We start from the raw sequence: 20,792 nt of genomic DNA on the forward strand, positions 1-20,792 counted from the left end.
AACGTTAGCTTAAACTTTCATTATAGTGAAATCCTCAGTATCATCAACAATCTGAGAAATTATCCAACCCAATTATTAATTTATTGACTAATTATATTTTTTATTTAAGATTATATTAACAAGTTAATAAATAGAAATATGCACAATAGTGACACTGGGACTGAGAAGGAGTATAAAATAGAGGATTTGCCTGGGTTCTTTAAGCAGAGATCTAAAGAGGTAGGTTCAATATTCTCTAATGAAGTAGTAGAGGTTAGTATTATTCGCTCAAGAAGTATTGCAAGCGATACACAAGAGTTTTCATTTAAGCTAAGGCTGACAGCAGCAGATGAAGATATCTCGAATGCAGTATTGTCTCAAATGAAACATTTAATTAGTTTTTTTGAAATCTACCTTTCTCAAGAAGGGAGTCTCAAGGTCAACATAAAAGTGCCGAAAAAAAGTAAGGAACTATATGATAACTACTACGAAATTGATAATTGCAAAACTGTAGAAGAATTTTTAAGTAATACTCCGATCAAAATCCTCCTGCAGGGAATCAAGATAACGCTACAAACAGACGTTAAAAACATCAACCTGAATGGCTTGCAACAAATTGAATCATTCTTGAATGAGAAGCTAAAACTTACAGAAAGAACTGAAAATAGGGAACAAAGTCAATCTGTACTACAAGTAAAAGAAGCTAAAAATAAAGATGAACAAGAACAGAATAAAACCGAGCAAAACGTGGCAAGCAAAGAGTCATTTGGCTATAATTTAGCAAGTAGTAAAGAGCAAGGAACACGTGCACCAGTAATTGTTGCTGCAATACGTGAAAATGTTTCTTGGCTTAAGTCTTTTTTTCGCTTACCGGATTCTGATAAAACGAAATTCTTCTTTCAGAAATTACCGGAGCTTTTTACACGAGAACAAAAAGCTGTGACTTATCACCATCAAAAATGTGCAGAGAATGGTCAGGCAACTAGGTCACACACAGAGTATTTGAAAGCTAATAGAACAAAATCAAGAAAGCGGGTTCAGGAACTCTCAGAAGAAGAAAAACAATTTGCCGTAAAACAAGCTCTATGTGATACTAGAGCAGCTATGATAGATCATCTGGCTAAGCATCAGGGGAAGAGACTCGACGAAATATTTGTTGAAGTGATGAGTGGATATAAAAATCAAGATCCAGAAACATTTCACAACATTTTCAACTCAACATTTAATATTGTTTATTTTCAAGATAAACAATTACACGAAGTATTAGAGCTAGGCGAAATATCAGAAGTATTGGAAGTACTAGAAGTATCGCACCCAGCGGGTAAGTCCTCTTTTTCAAAGGAATATATACAAAAGCAGATATGTAGAAAAAAAGAGCAGTTGTTCAAATTAATTTCAGGCTTTTCCGTCCAATCTTCTTCACAGCATAAAAACGTTTCTCATGAAATTTTGTCAAATAAATCTATAAACCCTTTACCAGCAATCAATAAAGCTCAAACTCCATTGCCAGCTAATATTACACTCAAATCACCACTAAGAACTGTATTTTCCTCGAAAGAGACTTACTTTTGTTTATTTTTGATAGCATCCTCTGTATCAGTGCTCTGCCTGTGGCATTTGCCGCTGGGAAAAGCATCGATCTTAAAAGAGTTAGTGCCAATAGAAAAAAGAGAAAGTATTGAACTAGCATTGAACGTAGGGCTACCAGTATTGATTGCATTATGTATTTTGGGTTTGGCTTATTTTATATGCTCTGAATATTCGGTAAAGTCTATTGAGCAGGCAAGTAGAAACGGTCTTCTTTCTCGCGCTCAATAAAATAATAGGCTGTTTTAAAAGATTTTTCGCGATAAACTATAATTATTTTGGTTATATGATATGTTTAAAGGGATTATCACGAACATCGGAACTGTAATTGATATCACCACCGGTTCCAACTCTAACCAGATTTTTTATATTAAAGCGCAGAATTTACTTTCTGTACATCAGGGAGATTCAGTAGCCTGCTCTGGTGTGTGTTTAACTGTCGTTGATATAATTAATGATGTGTTAAAAGTTCAAGTGTCTCAAGAGACTATGAAAGTTTCTAACCTAAGCACATGGAAGGTAGGAAAAAAAATGAACCTAGAACAAGCAATGAAATTAAGCGATAGGATCGATGGCCACTTAGTTCAAGGTCATGTAGATAAAACAGTACAAATTCTAGCAATCAATCAAAACTTGGATTCTCATGAAATCAAATTATCATGTCCGGAAGAACTAATTAAATTTATTGCAAAGAAGGGATCTGTTACTCTAGATGGAGTTTCCCTGACAATAAATTCAGTGACTGACCGAGAGTTTGCAGTAAATATTATTCCTTACACATGGAAAAACACAACTTTTCAGTATAACAAAGTGGGCGATTACCTTAATTTAGAAGTTGATATGGTTGCCCGGTATTTAGACCAACTAATTCGGCATCAATACAATTAGTTTTACAATTTAGTTGTTTGCAATTATTATATCTTGGAAATCATATAATATATAGCATGTTTTTTGATTGTATAATTATCTTTATTATTGTTTTATGCGTAGTAATCTCGGTAACCAGAGGGTTTATAAAAGAGCTATGCGCACTAATGTTTTTATTCTTAGCGATCTTTCTAACAGTCAATCATTATGATTTCTTCACTATAAATTATAGCAAGTATTTTGACTCTCAAGCTACGCAGAACATACTTTCTGCACTTTCTGTATTTATTATACTTAACCTCATATTTATGGTAATAAACAACTGGTTGATGTACATATTATTACCTATAAGGTTGCGATTAGTCGATAGAGTTACAGGAATTTGTATCGGAGTATTCAGGGGAATATTGCTTTCTTATGTGCTATTCTTTGCCGTGCACTTATATTGCTATGTAGCGTATGACAAAAAAGAGGGACAATCTAAAATAGAAGCAGAAGATATATTGCCTAATTGGGTAATAAATTCGCATTCCTATCAGGCCTTGTTTGCAACAGTAGAAGACATAGTTGACATGTACGTGCCAGAGTCGCTGATACTAAAAATAAAAGAGATTGGCAGAGAAATAACTGACCAAGAAAAGTATGAGGATAATAAGAAAGAAAAGTAGTACCAATGCTTGTTAGACGATAACCTTTGGGAATGTTCTTCCTTCTACTTTCTCATTAATATAATAGGTTAAAATGGCTCAAAACAATCTTAAAAAAGTTATGTTTTTGACACATATAGGTTCATGCAGCTATGTGCTGCGCGCTAAAATAACGGAGGACCTGCTGCGAATCAAGCGATAAAAAAAAGGAAAGGAGAGTCAAGGTTAACTAAAAGGAGTGCTTAAGATTCACAATACCAGCAATGATATTGAACCTCAGGTTATATTTTTTCTGAAAATTGCGATAAACATTCGACATAATCTTAAATATCTTTATCTCTCGGATCTTATTTTCTACTCTCATTCTAAAGGGATGGAAACCATCTGTTACGCAAATTACCTGTTGATTGCAATATTCGTACAACCATAATGCAAGAAGTCTATCACCATTAAGATAAGCCTTATTTTCATTTTTACGCAGAATCGAAAATAAGAGGTTTCTTATTTTCATCAAATGGTGTCATTCCAGCGCTTGACGCTGGAATCTAGGAAAAAGGGTGGATCCCAGTGTCAGCTACTCGGATGACAAAAAAAAGGTACTGGGTGGGATGACATCGTTGGGCCATTCAGATGACATCCATAACCCCTTCATTCCAGCGCGTAACGCTGGAATCCAGTAGAAAAAAGAATGGATCCCAGTATCAGCTACTTGGATGACAGGAAAAGGGCGCTGGAATGTCAGAAAAAAAGACTACTTGAATGACATCAAGTAATGTACAGTTAAAATTTTACTACCTTACAGTATGGTCAGCAGGTCTTCAATTAATGCCAACCAAAGCTCTTTCTGAAACGTCAACTTCTTTCATATCTGCAACTCTATCATCTTGATCGAATGAAATCTGCAAAGATTTACTACTATACTTTCTTTTTCCTAAAAAATTGGACTGTTTGATTTTATATGAGATATAATACCAAATATTTTGATCAAATTCAGATATTAATGTTGGTGATCCCAAAGTATGAACTACTTTTTCTTTATCATCACCTATTTTTATCTTGCTCCACAATTCAACACTAATTCCTGGAGCTCCGTGATTGTGAATAGTGTGTGTGCAGCTTATTAAAAATAATAAAACTAAGGATATTAATATTCGCATCTCTTAATAAATCACTGTGAAACTATAGTACACTAGTAAACTACCTATAGTCAAATTTTGCAAAAGTTAAATTGACTGATTTTTGGTATCACTTAATATAATATTTACTTTAGAAAACAATTAGGTGTCCTATGTCATTATTAGAATCAGATCCAATATATAAACCTTTTAATTATCCTTGGGCATATGATGCGTGGTTACAACAACAGAGGATACATTGGATACCGGAAGAGGTTCCGCTTGCTGATGATGTGAAGGATTGGAAAACCAAGCTTTCAAATGTAGAGAAAAATTTGCTGACTCAGATCTTTAGGTTTTTCACTCAAGCGGATATTGAAGTAAATAATTGCTATATGAGGCATTATTCAAATATATTTAAGCCAACAGAAGTATGTATGATGCTTGCAAGCTTTTCCAACATGGAGACCATACACATTGCAGCCTATTCATACCTTCTAGACACAATCGGCATGCCAGAAAGTGAGTATCAGGCATTCTTAAAATATGATGCTATGAGAAAGAAGTATGAGTATATGTTGGAGTTTGAAGAGAGTAAAAAACACGATAAAAAACATGTAGCTAAAACTCTAGCAGTATTTGGTGCGTTTACCGAAGGATTGCAGTTGTTTGCATCATTTGCAATTTTACTCAACTTTCAACGCTTTGGAAAAATGAAAGGCATGGGACAAATAATTGCCTGGTCAGCACGTGATGAAACCTTGCACACCAACTCGATTATCAATTTATTCAACACGTTTATTAAAGAGAATAATGAAATTTGGAATGAGGAATTCAAAGAGGAATTATATTCTGCATGCCGCACTATCGTTGGACTTGAAGACGAGTTTATAAAGCTTGCTTTTGATTTAGGGGACGTCGAAGGACTATCTGCAGAAGAAGTGCGCAATTATATACGCTACATAGCAAACAGGCGATTAACACAATTGGGTCTTAAACCCATATATGGTATTAACGACAATCCCCTTCCATGGCTTGATGAAATACTAAATGGTGTGGAACATACGAATTTCTTTGAAAATAGAGTAACAGAATATAGCCGCGCGGCAACTCAAGGCACATGGGAGGAAGCTTTCGCTGAAAATGATACTGATGATAAAGAGCGCTAGTTTCACTCTTTTTTGTCGTTCTAATGCGTGACACAGTTGTTTGAGTGAATTTTGCCATATTGAGGTGTCGTAGTAGCTGGAGAAAAAAGCAGAAAGCCTCTTTTATTTTCATTTTTGTATAGAATCGAAAATAAGAGGTTCTTATGTTCATCTACACAAATAGATAAAGCTTTATTTTCATTTTTATACAGAATCGAAAATTAAGAGGTTTCTTATTTTCATCAAAGGGTGTCACTCCAGCGCGTGACGCTGGAATCCAGTAAAAAAAGTGGACCCCAGTGCCAGCTACTAGGATGATATCATTGAAGCCGCAGGGACGACACCGTCTGTTACGCAAATTACCTGCTAATTGCAATGTTCATACAGTTGTGTATCGGCTACCTAAATAGACAGTAAGGGGGGCTTTCCACATATCCGCTAGCTATACAACCTTTGACCGCTGTTTCAGCCTTCTCGATATCCTCTGATTCTTTATCATGCTTCATTTGAAAAGCTAAACCACCAGCAAAACATACAAGAGAATTAACGCCAAGAACAGCTAAACCCCACATTGGTAAAACTGGATAAAACACACAAGCTACCAAAGCTGCTAAAGAAATTGCACTAACTGCAAATTCTATATTTCTGAACGTTTTAAGTTTATTATCCAGATAATCTATTTTTTCTGATTTTCTAGCTTCTTTTTTACTGCTATAATAAAAATAGCACATAAGACCATGGAAAGCAACACATACAGCTGTAACTGCTATACCTAAAGCTAATAACTTTCTATCTTCGCTCTTATCTACAGCACCTGAAGGGGTACCGTAGTTATGATTTATAACTGTAGTGTGACTGCGCCCGCCAAATAAAGAATTAATACAACATTGTAATAGTAAAAAATCCCAAAAATCAAAACCTTTATTGTGTACATGTATGTATGTAGTTTGAGAACCTACATTGTTTCCTGCATTATATTGATTATTTATGTTCCTCGTATTGTCCCTGTTAGCTGATATGAATTCTTCATATTTCTTGTCAAAATTCTCTTCACTCCAAGTTAAATTTCGTGCATTATTACAGTGCTGTAAAAATTCTTGAACATTATTGTTACTACCAGATTTTTTTATATAGGCAAGTGCATACCTTTTTAAAACACTCTCACTCACTATCATAAATACCCCATTAAATTAAAACTAAATTAATAAACATTTATTATAATAAAATAACATCTTCTTGTCAACTTAAGCCTAATTCAAACATCCACCCAGAGTATGGCAGAGAAACTTGTTAAAGCAGGTAGTGAAATTTTATAAGGTGAAAATTTTTATAATGTACAGGCTACTAAAAAAGCCATGAAGAAAACTGTGACGCTTAGGCTTGCTTAAGTTGTAAAATTTTAGCTTGAGTAAGGCCAGTAGATTCAGCTATTAAGTCAATCGATACTCCAGCTTTAAGTAGGTTTTTTGCGACTTCAATTTTTCCTTCTTCTCTCCCTTTCTTTATACCTTTTTCTCGACCTTTTTCTTCAGCAGTCTCAAGTTTATATTCAAGGATAGCTTCCTCTTTGTAAAGATCCATTATTCTTTCTTCATATGCCGTTAGATCTTTTTCATTCCAGTTAAACCTGTCTAATTCATCATATGCTCTCTTTATTATAGGCGCTTCTCTTGCAATCTTCTTTAGATCTTTTTCAGTGGTTTCTTCTGCATGCTTGAAAAAGTAACACCAGCGTTCTACTATGCTTGTTAATTGCTCTACTTTATTTTTAGGAAATTTAGGTAGTTCAATAAACACAAATTGAAAATCTTGTAAGTCATGCTCATTAGTCTTCTCATCTCTGATGGTATGGCTAGATATGTAATTGGACTTATCAGGAAATAAAACACAATTTGAAATTGCAATAAAGAAGATCTTCTGTAAATTAGCATACTTACCAACTTGCCTTGAGTAAGCTTTAGCAGCATAATATTGAGCGCGTTTTTCGAAACCTTTATCACGAGTAAGCTGCATTTCAACCACAAATCTGTTGCCAACAGAATCCTGACAGAGAACATCAACTATACTTTGTCTCTCAGAGGCAATTTCAGGATTCAAAATGGTGCTGATAAATTCTATTTCTTGTATAGTATTAACTTCAGTACACCCTAGAATATCGTTCAAAAAATGGATAAGGATCTTCTTATTTTTTTCAGTACCAAAGATTTTCTTGAAGGTTAAGTCCAATTTTGGATCGAGAAATTTAGAAAAAGCCATAACAAATGAACTTAAAAAGTATTAATAATTATACACTATTCTGTAGAAATATTCAATCCTTTTTGATATTTATTCAGGGTATGGCAGAAAAACTTGTTAAAGCAGGTAGTGAAATTTTATAAGGTGAAAATTTCTACAATAGCCACTGACTTAATATCCAGTCAATATTCTTTCCACCAACTCTTTTACTGTCGGTACGTAGCCATTTTCATAAAACGGGTCTTGCTTGAATTTATACACATTGTGTCCGGAAAACATGAGTTCATTTTCAATGTCACCATCGTGTATAATGTTTTGTAGTGTCTTTTGTATACAGAAACTCCGCGGATCTGGCTTTCGCCCTGTTGAATGGTCGCCATGATCTTTCCAATTGCTAAAGAGACAATGGCTCAAACATCCCATGCAATTGATCTGATCTTGTCTTATCTCCGCAAATTTGTCTGGTGTCACAAAAATCACAGTTGTATCTGGAGTTTTCATTGCTTCTGTATATCTTGTCCTAGTCCACGTATTTGCCAGTTCTTTATCTTTTGCAGTGAGGTAAATCTTTCTACCTCTGCTACCCATTGCAAATTCACTATTGAACTCTTCGCTGGCACTCTCTGAAAATTTCACTTGATGTGAGTTCCGTTCCTGTAGCTCACGTATGAAGTTATTTCTTACTGCGGATGAATAAAATCCTGTTGGACTGAATTTATTTAAAAATACGTCACCTTCTTCTAAAGTGAGTAGCTTCTTTTTCCATTCCGTGGAAATTGGGCTTTCCTTTGTCAAAAGTGGGCGAGTGCCAAACTGAAAAACTATTGGTCCAATTTGTGGATTGTCAAACCAACGTTCCCAATCTTTTAAATGCCACACTCCCCCTGCCATAACAATTGGCGTTTCCGAAAGACCGACCTCGTTCATGAAAGATCTAAGTTCTGCAACCCTCTCAAATGGAGCTTGTGGTAGCTGCGGGTCCTCACTATTACTTAGTCCATTGTGTCCTCCAGCAAGCCATGGATCCTCATACACTACTCCACCAAGCAAAAAAGAAGATACTTTTTGGTAAGCACGCTTCCATAATGCTTTAAAAGCACGTACTGATGAAATAATAGGGTAATAATAAACCTGATATTTAGTTGCAATTTCTCCAAGCCTGTAAGGCATACCAGCACCACAGGTAATACCATGAACCAAGCCTTTTGCCTTTTCTAGTATACCATGAAGTACACGTTCTGCTGCTCCCATCTCCCACAACACATTCATATGTACCCTTCCATGGCCCTGTGATATTTCATTTGCTATTTTTGCCTGACTAATTCCAGCCTTGATACTATATTCTATCAACTCCTCATGTTTTTCATTTCTTGTTTTACCTTTGTAAATCAGTGGCACTAACTCACCATTATCATCAATAAGCTTAGCGTTTGCACCAGAAAATGTGCCTACAGCACCTGCTGCAGCAAATGCTCCACTTGATCTTCCATCGCTAATTGCAATGCCCTTGCCGCCCTCAATGATCGGCCAAACTTCCTTTCCTGAAATCACTATTTTTTCTATCTTATTTTTCAAGTCTTCCTCGTAATCTTTTATTCTGTTTTACTTAATCTATTCTATTTTACTGAATTACTAAAAAAATAATAGCTATTATTTTTTTGTGACGTTTTATGCAACCAAATCCAGGTTTGAAGTAGACATACAAGAAAAAGCAGCTACTGTAGATATGGTTTTACTAATGTATTTTGCTTATGATTATAGGGTTAACTGGTGGAATTGGAGTAGGAAAGAGCTTTGTAGCAAATTGCTTTAAGGAGTTTGGTGCTGCCTTGTTTGATGCTGATTCTGTTGTACACCAGCTTTACAAAGCGGATAAAAGCATAATAAGTTACGCAGAAGAAAATTTTCCTGGAACGGTGGTAAATGAGGTAATAGATAGGTCAGTACTATCTGAGTATTTCCTAGTCTATGATGAGAATTGGAAGCAGTTCCAATCTTTAGTTCATTCGGCTGTACGAAATGAACTAGAAGTTTTTATTGCTCGGGAGAAAAAGGCCAATAGGAAGCTTTTAGTCTTGGACATTCCACTTTTGCTGGAAATGAGATTTGGTTCATACTGCGACCTTGTCGCTTTTGTCCATGCAGATAGCGTTGTACAAGATCAAAGACTCAATGAGCGTAACATAGGTAAAGAAAAACTGGATCTAATTTCGAATATTCAGTTACCTATTGAGGAGAAAAGAAGGATGAGTGACTTTACTATCGATACCAGCACAAGCAAAGAACATGTCTTTTTTCAAGTAAAAGACATAATAAACTCGTTAAATCTTAGCAGTTGATTTTAATTCACAGTTTGCCTCTACCAAATTACTCCGAATTTTAATTGTGTTATCTACAGATGTCATCACTGAAATTTCAAACTTTGAATTTGCATTCAAGAACGACTCAACTGATCTACCGAAAAAATCATACCTCCATCCCTTGAATAGCTTATCTGTCTGTCCTGATATTGAGCCAGCTAACTCATCTTTTGACGAAACCAACTTTCTTGATATGTCATTTTCCTTACATTCGCTCTCTAGAACAATCGAGAGTATATCAAGCACAGATCTATCATAATTGTTTGATGGAGCATAATTTTGCTGTGTAAAATCTTTTTCATTCTCATTGAAAATGTCTATAAATTCTAATAAGTCTTCCTCTTTTATATTTTTCGCATTCCTTCTTAGATCGTCTAAAATCTCATCAACACACTCTACATTCTTTTCAAGAAAATCAACTATTATAGAATTATTAATTACTTTATTACGATTCATATTATAGCGTTGCGCTAAGGTCTCTTGCCACTCACTCACCGCTTTAACAGTTAATATCAATCTTGGATTTGCTTCGTAATTAAATTTAATCCTCTTCCATGCATCTTTTGGACTGTGCAAATACTTATTTATATCAACTATTGCTTTCATCTCTTCTTGAAACCATCCCATCCTATTTTTTTCTTCAAGTTTATTGTGCAATATTTTGTGTAGGTCATGTAAGTGCACTACATCACTTATTGCATAGTCCAGTTGATCCTCAGATAACGGACGCTTTAACCAGTCTGAATTTTTAGCTTTAATCTTATCTAGCGCTACTCCTTGATATTGCTCTACTACTTTTGAGTAACCAATAAAGTCATGGTAATAATGACAAAACATAGCGGCAACTTGGGTATCAAAAATGGGAGTGGGAATACATTTGAATGCAGTAAATAAAGACTCTATGTCCTGTCGACAACTATGAAATACTTTGATTATTTCTCGATTTAGCATTATTTTTTTAATTAGTGATAAATCGATTTCTGGTACTAGCGCATCTACAACAAAACTCTCACCTCCGCAAGAAATTTGAATTAACGATAGTTTGGGATAGTAGGCTGAGTTATTCCTGATGAACTCGGTGTCAACAGCTATAAATTCTGGTTTTTTTGCTATTAGCTTCTCACATATGTCCTCCAGATCCGACGTTGTACTAATTAACATATATTTCTTATCTAACAATGCTATTTTATCACTTAAATTGAATTTTTGCAATCGATGCCTTCCGGCAGAGCTTTTTATCGTTTTGTAAGGGCAATATTACTAGAAGTCTCATAGAGCACACAAAAACCGTTTACAATCAACGCTCGACATGGTAAATTGAAAACGGTTTATTCCTCGGTAGCTCAGTGGTAGAGCAGTTGGCTGTTAACCAATTGGTCGCTGGTTCGAATCCGGCCCGGGGAGCATGCTAATTTAATATAACTCAAATCCGTCACAATAGTCTGTTTTATCTCTTTGTTCCTAAAATACTGGAGTTCAGCCTGTTTTTCTTCTTTTCTCTATTCTCTTTCTAATCCGTAGGTAGCGTTTATATAGTAGGCAGTAAGTCTGTTAAAACTAGAGAAAAAAGTGGTAAAGATTACGATGGGAGTAAAAAAGTAAAAGATAGTGATTATATCAAAAAAGTAATATACCTAAGTTTACTAGTTTCCGGGCAGTCTATAAATAAATTTATTAGTTTGTTATATGGTTCTTTTCATGTATAAAATTATAGCAAGTTTGTACAGAAGGTTGTTTTATGAGCAAAATTATAGAAATTAGAGCACCAAAAACTCTAGGTGGTGAATCAGTCACGGAAGGTATAGTCAAAATAAAGAAAAATGTTGGCGAATCAGTAAAAGTAGATGATTTAATCTTTGAAATTGAAACTGACAAAACGGCGCTTGAATTAACCGCAGAGGCCTCAGGGCAAATAACTGAATTTCTTGTAAAAGAGGATGATGTAATAAGCCCTGATCAACTGTTAGCGAAACTCTCTGTAGGAGAGGTAAAAGAAGAAATAAAGAAAGAAGATAAAAGCAAAAGCCCTGCTAAAAAAGACGCTCCTTCAGCTCGTAAAATTATGGAGGAAAATGCAATCAGCGCAGAAAATGTCGAAGGAACTGGCATGGGAGGTAGAATAACCAAAGCGGATGTAATAGGCCATATAAGCAAAAGTACAGGCGCTGAACAGCCTGCGGTCAAACTGCCAAAAAGTATAGCAAGTGGGGAGCGAAGAGAAGAACGAGTAAAAATGAGCAAAATAAGGCAAGTAATCGCTGCTCGTTTGAAAGCGTCGCAAAACACTGCTGCGATACTGACTACATTCAATGAGATCGACATGAAAAATGTCATGGATCTCAGGGCAAAATATAAAGAAACTTTCGAAAAGAAATACGGAATAAAACTGGGTTTCATGTCGTTCTTTATAAAGGCGGCAGTGCAAGCACTGAAGGAGATTCCTGAAATTAACGCTGAAATCTCAGGCGATGAAATTGTATATAAACATTACTATGACATAGGTGTTGCTGTTGGCACCGATAAAGGCCTTGTTGTGCCGGTTATTCGAAATGCTGACCAGATGTCATTTGCGGAAATTGAGTTGACGTTAGCTGCTCTTGGTAAAAAAGCACGCGAGGGTAAGCTGCAAGTGTCAGAAATGGAAGGTGCAACATTTACCATTTCAAACGGCGGAGTATACGGTTCGCTCCTTTCCACTCCGATAATAAACCCTCCGCAATCTGGAATACTTGGTATGCACTGTATACAAAACAGGCCAGTTGCTGTAGGCAACTCAATTGAAATTAGACCCATGATGTACATTGCTCTCTCCTACGACCACAGAATAGTCGACGGCAAAGGAGCAGTAACCTTCCTCGTTAAAATAAAAAATTACATAGAAGATCCAAACAGGCTAGTTTTGGAAGTGTAGCTCAAGTGAGTTGTTGTTATTGCTAAAAACCTAAACTTTGTCTAGTTCTGCCAATAGTTTAGCAACTTGAATATGACCAGAGCCATAATGTTTCTCAAAAATAGGTAAAGTCTGCTCAAGTAACTCCTTCTTTTTCTTATGATTACCTAAATCTCCGTGAGCAATACCTAAGTTTACCAGTATAACAGCAACTTCAAAATGGTCAGAGCCATAATGTTTCTCAAAAGTAGGTAGAGCCCGTTCAAGCAACGCTTTTGCTTTCTGAAAATTATCCATAGCACCATAAATGATACCGAGGTTTGCCAGTAGCTTAGCAACTTCGAAATGATCAAGGCCATAATGCTTTTCTTTAATTGCTAGAGCCCGTTCAGACAACTCCTTTGCTTTCTGAAGATCACATAAAGCGTAACAAGCAATACCTAAGTTTGTCAGTGTAATGATAACTTCAAAATGATCAAAGCCATAATGTTTCTCTTTAAATTGCTAAGGCCTGTTCAAACAACTCTTTTGCTTTCTGATGATTACCCAAAGCACCATAAATGGTACCAAGATTTTCTAGTGTAATAGCAACTTGGAAGTGATCAGGGCCATGATATTTCTTGTCAATTGCTAAAGCCCGTTCAAACAACTCTTTTGCTTTCTGATGATTACCTAAACCCCCATAAGTGTTACCCAGGTTTGTTAATGTAATAGCAACTTGGAAATGATCAGAGCCATAGTGTTTTTCTTTAATTGTCAAAGCCCGTTCAAGCAACTCTTTCGCTTTCTGGTGATCACTCAGAGCCCCATAAACAATGCCAAGGTTTGTAAGTATTCCAGCAACTTGGACATGATCAGGCCCATAATGTCTCTCTTTAATTGCTAAAGCCCGTTCAAACAACTCTTTTGCTTTCTGATGATCACCTAAGTTCCTGTAAGCGCTACCTAGGTTTGCCAGTGGTTTGGCAACCTCGAAATGATCAGAACTATAATGTTTCATCAAGGCAGGTAAAGCCTGTTCAAGCAACTCCTTTTTCTTCTTAGAATCACCTAAATCTCCATAAGCGTTGCTAAGGTTTACTAGTGTTATGGCAACCGTAAAGTGATCAGGTTCGTAATATTTCTTATCGATCGCTAAAGCTTTTTCAAACAATCCTTTGGCTTTTTGAGGATCACCCAGAGCATAATAAGCGTTACCAAGATTTGTCAGCGCTCTAGCAACTTCGAAATGGTAAGAGCCATAGTACTTCTTTTGAATTGCTAAAGCCTGTTTGAGCAATTCCCTTTGTTTCTTATGATCACCTAGATCCCCATAAATATTACCTAAGTTTGATAGCAGTTTAGCAACTTCAGGATGGTCAGAACCATAGTGTTTCTTTTTGATCGCCAAAACTCGTTCAAGCAACTCTTTTGCTTTCTGAGGATTACCTAGAGCGTAATAGGCGTTACCGAGGTTTATCAGTGCAATGGCAACTCGAAAATGATCAGAGTCATAAAGTTTTTTATCAATTGCTAAAGCCCGTTCAAGCAACTCTTTTGCTTTTTGAGGGTCACCTAAAGCATAATGAGCACCACCTAGATTTACCAGCAGTTTAGCAACTTCAGGATGACCAGAGCCATAATGTTTCTCAAGGATGGATAAAGCTTGTTCAAGTAACTCCTTTTGTTTTTGAGGGCTACCTAAAGTCCCATAAACGTTACTTAGGGCTGCCAGTGGTTTAGCAACTTCAAAATGATCATGGCCATAATGTTTCTTAAAGATAAGCAAAGCCTGTTCAAGCAACTCTTTTGCTTTCTGAGGATTACCTAGAGCCCTATAGACGTTACCGAGATTTGCCAGTGTAATAGTAACTTGAAAATCATCAGGTCCATAGAGCTTCCCTTTGATTGCTAAAGTTCGTTCGAGCAATTCTTTTGCTTTTTGGTGATTACCTAAAGCATCATAAGCGATACTTAAGTTTTCTAGTGCTCTGGCAACTGTAGGATGATCAGAGCCATAATGTTTCTCAAGGATAAATAAAGCCCGTTCAAGTAACTCCTTTTGTCTTCTGGGATTACCTAAATCAGAGTATCCATTATCCATCCATATTAACAAATATATAAGGTAGTCCCTTTCTATTGTTTGCTTTTCTGAATGATTTTCTTTTAGCCAATCATCTATATGTAATGAGAACGCTTCTAAGTGCGGTAATAATTGTCGTTTTTTAGCATAATCTTCTAATTTGTCACTGCCATAAGGAAAGCTTTCTTTCAATAATTCAAAAGTCTTCTTTATAACTTTGTCCTTACCTTGTTTTTCTAACTCTATTCTTGTTACTTGCTGTACTAGCCTGTGAACGCTGACTGAACTTCGTTCTTCTCCTGAGTTGACCATTGAATACTGCTTAAGTAGTTGAATGGCATCACCTAACTTTTCTCTGTTGTGTTCTAATCCTAAAAACATTTCTACAGGAATGTTGTCAGGAGCAATGTAGGCGATGGTGTCTAAAATTTCCTTAGCTTGCTGACCATACTCTGGGTCATCTTTGATTTTATTAATAGTAATTCTCCAGGTTATAAAAGTTGTCTCGGTGTAGCTATTGTCGCTGTCTTTAGGAAACTTAAAATCAAGTAACTTTTCTGCTTCTTCTTTATACCTCTTTAAATAATCACTGATTTCAAACCTCAAGCCTACATTCTTTAATGCTATATCCCTTTCTTTTATGTATGCAACTGCCTGCTGCAGAGCTAAAGGAAAATGCTGTAATGTTTCTGCTAAATTCTTTATTTCATTTTCTTGTGATCCATCCTTTATATCCAATGCTTTTCTAATGAAGTCTATTGACTCTGTTTCAGTAAATGTACCCAATGGTAATGCCTTTATATCTCCCCATTTCTGATTGCGAGAGGTAATCAGAACACTAGGTTTATTATCATCAGATGATAAAAAGTGGGACGGTAAAAATTGACTAATACCAGCATCTTGACCTTCACTTCTATACTCTTCTGCATTATCAAAAACAAAGAGACTTTTTCTCTTTGCAAAAAAAGCGTATACGTCTCTTACAATAGATTTAATATCCCTATCCTCTGTAGGAATGCCTAAAAGACCTTTAGCTAACCTGAAAAAAGACTGCGCCATAGCTTCATAGGTTGCAGCATTTATCCATATAATATTGTTGTCATAATCTTTACTGTGCTTTTCAATATATTTTCTGGCTAGTTCAGTTTTACCTATTCCTCCCAAACCACAGATAGAAACCAGTTGCGATATTACTGTGGCTACACCTTGATTTTTTTGTATTAATGTGTGCAGTTTCCCCGATTCTCCCGGTTTTCCCAGTTCCTCTATCCTTCCAGTAAACGATCCTACTGGATTTCTCACCTCGAATCGAAAGCCTCCTAAGATTTCTTCTTTCATCTTGCGAAAGAATTCTCTTCCATCTTCATGTGTAAGAAAACGTCCCCCTTTTTCTTTCAGCCAATCTAGCATTTCTTCTTGGAAGCGAGCGTAAACATTCTTTCTGTCAATATCATTAAATTGCTCACCCAGCTCACTTTTGATAATATCCGCTAGTTTGATTTCGTTAGGCTGATTTACTGCAAATACTAACTTATCAAAAAATTCTTTTATATTGTCTTCTAACCTACCTTCATTCATCATTCGCCCAAACTCGCGTTGCCACGTCTGATTTCTTTCCAATTTCCTTTTTGAGTTTTGATCTGGCTTGTTTTGAAGTTTTTCTATCCCCTCTTCTACAGCGCTCTTAAATAATGGCTGCATTATTGAAATAATGTCATTGCCAGTATAAAAGAACCTATATCTAGTGCCACCATCTTTAAAAAAGACATCACTAGTGTCGATTACTTCAACTAAAATTTCTATTCCCTCGTTTGGTCCTGAAGTTTTTACTTTCAACTTTTTCACTGTATTTTGTGCTGTGCTTTGATCCAGATCAAAATCGATATTAGTGCAGATAATAAAATCTTTTAGGTTACCATCTGCAAAATCTTGATTATTTTTAATCTTTAGATAAGAGATGAAATATTTTGCTAATCCAAATTCACCGCTTTTATCTTTTGTAAGTAAGCTTCCTACTCCAATTTTCTTGTTATCTTCATCTTGTGTGTGTTTAGCTTGCAAAAAGCGGTATACTTTTTTACTGCCTTGGGTACCTTCGAGTACTAAATCATCGAATTTTCTGGCCTCTTCTATTTCTGTGCCTAAGCGAAAAGAGTGCTGATAGAGCACTCCGCGATGCAAAAATAGCATCAATACCTTTAGCTGGTAGATATTACCGTGCATAACTAGTTACCTCATACAGGCTGCTATAAATTTGTTTGATCTAGAATTAAAGATTACCAAACACCTAAAACAATGCAATAGAGTCTTTACATGTTGGTAGAAGGCCTTCAAAAATGGGAATTGCTTAGCAAGCTCTTAATTCTTGATTTAAAAAAGACTTTCCAAAGATTTTCTAAATCTAATATGTAATTGCTGCAGGCTGCATTTAGTAATATAATCTCATATTAAATAAGGCACACTTAAGTTTATGTCAGATTCTACGTTAGTTTTAACAGTTGTTCTTATATTCTTCATTTTTACGTTGTCATTCTTTTTTATAAGAAAGATATTTGGGTCAACAAACAAAAAGATAATAAAGTCCTTCAGAAAAATTGTTCAGCAAATAAATACATTAGAAACAGAAATGCAGAGCTTATCTGATGAGGAGCTTGCTGGTAAAACTCGAGAATTCAAACGAGAATTGAAAAATGGAAAAACGTTAAATGATCTTCTCGTCCCTGCATTTGCGGTTGTGCGCGAAGCCTCTCGACGATTCCTTAATATGAGACATTTTGATGTTCAGCTAATTGGTGGAATGGTGCTGCATAATGGCATGATATCAGAAATGAAAACAGGTGAGGGAAAGACACTCGTTGCAACTTTAGCTGCATACCTTAATTCTTTAGAAGGGAAAGGCGTACACGTCGTAACTGTTAACGATTATCTTGCAAAACGAGACACAGAGTGGATGAGCAAATTATATAATTCTCTTGGAGTTTCTGTTGCATTCATTACAAATAATTTGACAGATGAAGAAAGAAAAGAGGCTTATAGTGCAGATATTGTATATTCAACAAACAACGAACTTGCCTTTGATTACCTGCGGGACAATATGAAATTTTCTCAAGAGGATATGGTACAAAGAGGTTTCAATTATGCGATAGTAGATGAAGTAGACTCCATACTCATTGACGAAGCGCGGACTCCGCTTATTATTTCCGGTCCAGTTGAGGAAAACAATCAGATATATAAGCACATAAACAAAATAGTAACCAAATTAGTTGATTCTGATTATGAGGTGGATGAAAAAGGTAGGGCGGTGTTCCTCACTGAAGATGGCATTTCGCGAGTGGAGGCATTACTTAGGTCATATAATCTCATTCCTGAAAATTCCTCGCTTTATGATACTGGTAACATGATAATGACTCACTACATAGACCAGGCATTGCGTGCACATAAGCTGTTTACTGCTGATAAAGATTATATAGTAAAGGATGGCAAGGTAATAATTATCGATGAGTTTACTGGTCGTATGATGGATGGCAGGAGATATTCCGATGGTCTTCATCAAGCACTTGAAGCGAAGGAGAATCTTGAAATTCAGCATGAAAACCAAACTTTGGCGTCGGTCACATTTCAGAATTACTTTCGTATGTATAACAAACTTTCTGGTATGACGGGGACAGCAGCAACAGAGGCGGAGGAGTTTCGCGATATATATAGATTGAATGTAGTGAAAGTTCCAACTAATGTGCCTGTGAAGAGAATAGATGTTGATGATGAAATTTACGGCACAGAAAAGGAAAAGTTTCATGCTGTGCTGAAGTTTATAGAAGAATGCCACAAACGCCTTCAACCAGTTCTTGTTGGCACAGTTAGTATTGAAAACTCTGAAAAACTTTCTGCGCTTTTGCGAAGCCATTCTCTTAAGCACTCAGTGCTGAACGCTCGTTATCACGAGCAAGAGGCGTATATAATAGCGCAAGCTGGAGTGCCAGGCAGCATTACTATAGCAACTAACATGGCAGGACGCGGAACTGATATTCAGCTTGGTGGTAATGCTGAAATGATAGCAAAAGTGGAGCTAAATAAGGTAAAAAATGCTGATGAAAGAGAAAAAAAATACCAAGAAATAATCGAAAGAGTAAAAAAAGATAAGGAAATTGCTATAAAAGCTGGCGGTTTATGTGTGGTTGGAACCGAAAGACATGAAAGCAGGAGAATAGATGATCAATTACGTGGTCGCTCCGGTCGTCAGGGTGATCCTGGACTTTCTAAGTTCTTTTTGTCGCTTGAAGATGATTTAATGAGAATATTTGGCTCTGATAGAATGAGAAGTTTTTTGCAAAGAGTGGGGCTAAAGAACAACGAAGCTATTCATCATCCATGGATCAATAAGGCACTTGAGAAAGCGCAGAAGAAAGTTGAAGCTCGAAACTATGACGTGCGGAAATCTCTGCTTAAGTTTGATGACGTAATCAACAACCAACGCAGAGTTATTTTTAAGCAGAGAAATCATATTTTAGGCAATGAAGTCAATGATCTGTTTGGAGTGTATAGTGGAGTAAATGAGGGTGTAATAGAAAACATAGTGCGAAGTGGTTATTATGAGGATTATGTTGACGATATTGTCAAAGAATTTCATATGAGATATGGAATCACTCTTAACAAAGAGGACTTGGCAAAGTTCTTAAATAAACAAGAAGCTTTGGGCTATATGAATGGTAAAACAAAAGAATTCTTTACTGATAAGGAAAAATATTTCAATAGTCAGCAAACCACGGATTTGTGGAATACGGTAGTCAAGCAAGTGATGATCATGACTCTCGATCATTTATGGAGAGAACACCTTTCGATTCTAGAGAGTCTAAGACAAAGCATAAGTTTGCGTGCTATGGGGCAAAAAGACCCACTAAATGAATTTAAACGTGAAGCTTTTTTGATGTTTGAGTCGATGCTTGAAAAGTGGAAGGAGCTTACCATTCATCGCCTAGTACACTTTAAGCTTGCAGATCACCAAGAAATAGGTAGCAGGTTGAATCCTGCTAAAAAGAACAATTTCTCTAAAATTTCAAGAAATGACAAATGCCCTTGCAACTCTGGGAAAAAATACAAACACTGCCACGGTGCGGTTACTGTGGTGAATTAGCAGCAGTGACCCGCTTGTCTTTTATATTATCACAGCTAACTTCACTTAACTCGCTATCCGGTAAACGCTCTTGTGCTACTTGTCGAGAAGACTTAGGTTCTTCTTCTGATGGCTTTGTTGGTTTATTAGATGTATATTTCTTCACTCCTTCGGTGATCTTAATTGCAATGCCTGCTACAATTGCAGCTACAATTGGAAATAATAGTGCTGTAGTTCCTATAATTAGCAAAGAGTTCGCTGTGGTTGACAGAGACAATAAAGAATCTAACTTGGTTATTGGAGTAATGCCACACGCCACAAGACCAATTCCAGTTATAATACTTCCGATAAATAAGCCACCCAGGCACATAATCGTTTTTAATGACTCGCTTATATTACGGTTGTGTGAATCTGTAGATGGGGGAGTTGTAATGAGGGCTGCAATTAATGGTACTACAGAGATACCACCGACAATTCCACCTATTATCATAGTTGAAAGACTAGTCAAAGTGCTCAATACAAGACCTATTAAAATGCTTATTATAGCTCCTGTTATTGCTGCTATTCCCACCATCATTAAATAATTTAAACCAAACACTTTGCTCCTTTTTATACTTACAGTTTTTTAGGTTTATCTTGTATACTAAAATCTATATAAGCATTATATATGCTATAAATAGCATGTCAATTAATTTATTTTACAGGATTGATTGTTCCCAGCTTAGTAACGTTTACTTTGTTTTACACAAGGTTTTTTAGTTACTATGCAACGAAGCCTATTAGTGACAGCTA

At 36.1% G+C, this 20,792-nt stretch carries 16 protein-coding genes, 1 tRNA gene and 1 pseudogene; 9 read left to right on the top strand and 9 right to left on the bottom strand.

Features of this window, described 5'->3' with window-relative positions; translation table 11 throughout:
- Positions 1-138 precede the first annotated feature (138 nt).
- From HF196_RS03205 to HF196_RS03215, 3 genes are read left to right on the top strand one after another with little or no spacing between them, the layout of a single operon-like run.
- Positions 139-1,797: a hypothetical protein gene (locus HF196_RS03205; protein WP_168455786.1), complete on the top strand. Its 1,659-nt coding sequence runs from the start codon at positions 139-141 to the stop codon at positions 1,795-1,797.
- A 60-nt stretch (positions 1,798-1,857) separates the two neighbouring features.
- Entirely contained in the window at positions 1,858-2,454 is a 597-nt protein-coding gene (locus HF196_RS03210) for a riboflavin synthase (RefSeq protein WP_168455787.1), read from the top strand.
- A gap of 56 nt (positions 2,455-2,510) precedes the next feature.
- Positions 2,511-3,101, top strand: a complete 591-nt coding sequence (locus HF196_RS03215; protein ID WP_168455788.1) for a CvpA family protein — start codon at positions 2,511-2,513, stop codon at positions 3,099-3,101.
- A 208-nt stretch (positions 3,102-3,309) separates the two neighbouring features.
- Here the strand turns inward: HF196_RS03215 and HF196_RS03220 are convergent.
- Positions 3,310-3,447, bottom strand: a pseudogene (locus HF196_RS03220) (IS5/IS1182 family transposase); the annotation flags it as partial.
- Between the two features lie 190 nt (positions 3,448-3,637).
- Here HF196_RS03220 and HF196_RS06015 point away from each other — a divergent pair.
- The gene (locus HF196_RS06015; protein ID WP_256359369.1) at positions 3,638-3,760 is read left to right on the top strand and encodes a hypothetical protein; all 123 of its coding nucleotides are present in this window, start codon (positions 3,638-3,640) and stop codon (positions 3,758-3,760) included.
- A gap of 138 nt (positions 3,761-3,898) precedes the next feature.
- On the opposite strand, the gene HF196_RS03225 is transcribed toward HF196_RS06015, so the two are convergent.
- Entirely contained in the window at positions 3,899-4,237 is a 339-nt protein-coding gene (locus tag HF196_RS03225; RefSeq protein WP_168455789.1) for an outer membrane protein assembly factor BamE, read from the bottom strand.
- 131 nt (positions 4,238-4,368) lie between these two features.
- Here HF196_RS03225 and HF196_RS03230 point away from each other — a divergent pair, with 131 nt between their 5' ends.
- Positions 4,369-5,364, top strand: coding sequence for a ribonucleotide-diphosphate reductase subunit beta (locus tag HF196_RS03230; protein ID WP_168455790.1), 996 nt, complete (start codon positions 4,369-4,371; stop codon positions 5,362-5,364).
- A gap of 377 nt (positions 5,365-5,741) precedes the next feature.
- Here the strand turns inward: HF196_RS03230 and HF196_RS03235 are convergent, their stop codons facing one another.
- The 3 genes from HF196_RS03235 to HF196_RS03245 form a co-directional block, all read right to left on the bottom strand.
- Positions 5,742-6,518, bottom strand: a complete 777-nt coding sequence (locus HF196_RS03235) for a hypothetical protein (RefSeq protein WP_174855511.1) — start codon at positions 6,516-6,518, stop codon at positions 5,742-5,744.
- A gap of 199 nt (positions 6,519-6,717) precedes the next feature.
- Positions 6,718-7,599, bottom strand: coding sequence for an Rpn family recombination-promoting nuclease/putative transposase (locus HF196_RS03240; RefSeq protein WP_168455791.1), 882 nt, complete (start codon positions 7,597-7,599; stop codon positions 6,718-6,720).
- Positions 7,600-7,749: 150 nt separating this feature from the next.
- On the bottom strand, positions 7,750-9,153 hold the full coding sequence (locus HF196_RS03245; RefSeq protein ID WP_168455792.1) for an NAD(P)H-dependent flavin oxidoreductase: 1,404 nt from the start codon (positions 9,151-9,153) through the stop codon (positions 7,750-7,752).
- Positions 9,154-9,329: 176 nt separating this feature from the next.
- Here HF196_RS03245 and coaE point away from each other — a divergent pair, with 176 nt between their 5' ends.
- Entirely contained in the window at positions 9,330-9,917 is a 588-nt protein-coding gene (gene coaE, locus HF196_RS03250; protein WP_168455793.1) for a dephospho-CoA kinase, read from the top strand.
- Here the strand turns inward: coaE and HF196_RS03255 are convergent.
- Positions 9,900-11,099, bottom strand: a complete 1,200-nt coding sequence (locus HF196_RS03255; RefSeq protein WP_168456278.1) for a ribonuclease D — start codon at positions 11,097-11,099, stop codon at positions 9,900-9,902. The two genes, coaE and HF196_RS03255, sit on opposite strands and share 18 nt — an antisense overlap.
- A gap of 171 nt (positions 11,100-11,270) precedes the next feature.
- On the opposite strand from HF196_RS03255, the gene HF196_RS03260 reads away from it, so the two are divergent.
- Both HF196_RS03260 and odhB read left to right on the top strand, forming a co-directional pair.
- Positions 11,271-11,342: transfer RNA gene (locus tag HF196_RS03260), tRNA-Asn, on the top strand.
- A gap of 334 nt (positions 11,343-11,676) precedes the next feature.
- Complete coding sequence (odhB, locus tag HF196_RS03265) at positions 11,677-12,849, top strand: 2-oxoglutarate dehydrogenase complex dihydrolipoyllysine-residue succinyltransferase (protein WP_168455794.1); 1,173 nt, start codon at positions 11,677-11,679, stop codon at positions 12,847-12,849.
- A gap of 30 nt (positions 12,850-12,879) precedes the next feature.
- Here odhB and HF196_RS03270 read toward each other — a convergent pair whose 3' ends face one another.
- Positions 12,880-13,290 carry a tetratricopeptide repeat protein gene (locus HF196_RS03270; protein ID WP_369799947.1) on the bottom strand — a complete coding sequence of 137 codons (411 nt, stop codon included), beginning with the start codon at positions 13,288-13,290 and terminating at the stop codon, positions 12,880-12,882.
- A 34-nt stretch (positions 13,291-13,324) separates the two neighbouring features.
- On the bottom strand, positions 13,325-17,113 hold the full coding sequence (locus HF196_RS03275) for a tetratricopeptide repeat protein (RefSeq protein ID WP_168455796.1): 3,789 nt from the start codon (positions 17,111-17,113) through the stop codon (positions 13,325-13,327).
- A gap of 247 nt (positions 17,114-17,360) precedes the next feature.
- Between HF196_RS03275 and secA the strand changes: the two genes are divergently transcribed.
- Positions 17,361-20,021 (top strand): preprotein translocase subunit SecA, encoded by a 2,661-nt coding sequence (gene secA / locus HF196_RS03280; RefSeq protein ID WP_168455797.1) that lies wholly within the window; start codon positions 17,361-17,363, stop codon positions 20,019-20,021.
- Here secA and HF196_RS03285 read toward each other — a convergent pair.
- Positions 20,005-20,598, bottom strand: a complete 594-nt coding sequence (locus tag HF196_RS03285) for a hypothetical protein (RefSeq protein WP_168455798.1) — start codon at positions 20,596-20,598, stop codon at positions 20,005-20,007. The genes secA and HF196_RS03285 overlap by 17 nt on opposite strands.
- Positions 20,599-20,792: the final 194 nt, after the last annotated feature.

Source organism: Wolbachia endosymbiont of Ctenocephalides felis wCfeJ, assembly GCF_012277315.1.
GTDB lineage: Bacteria > Pseudomonadota > Alphaproteobacteria > Rickettsiales > Anaplasmataceae > Wolbachia.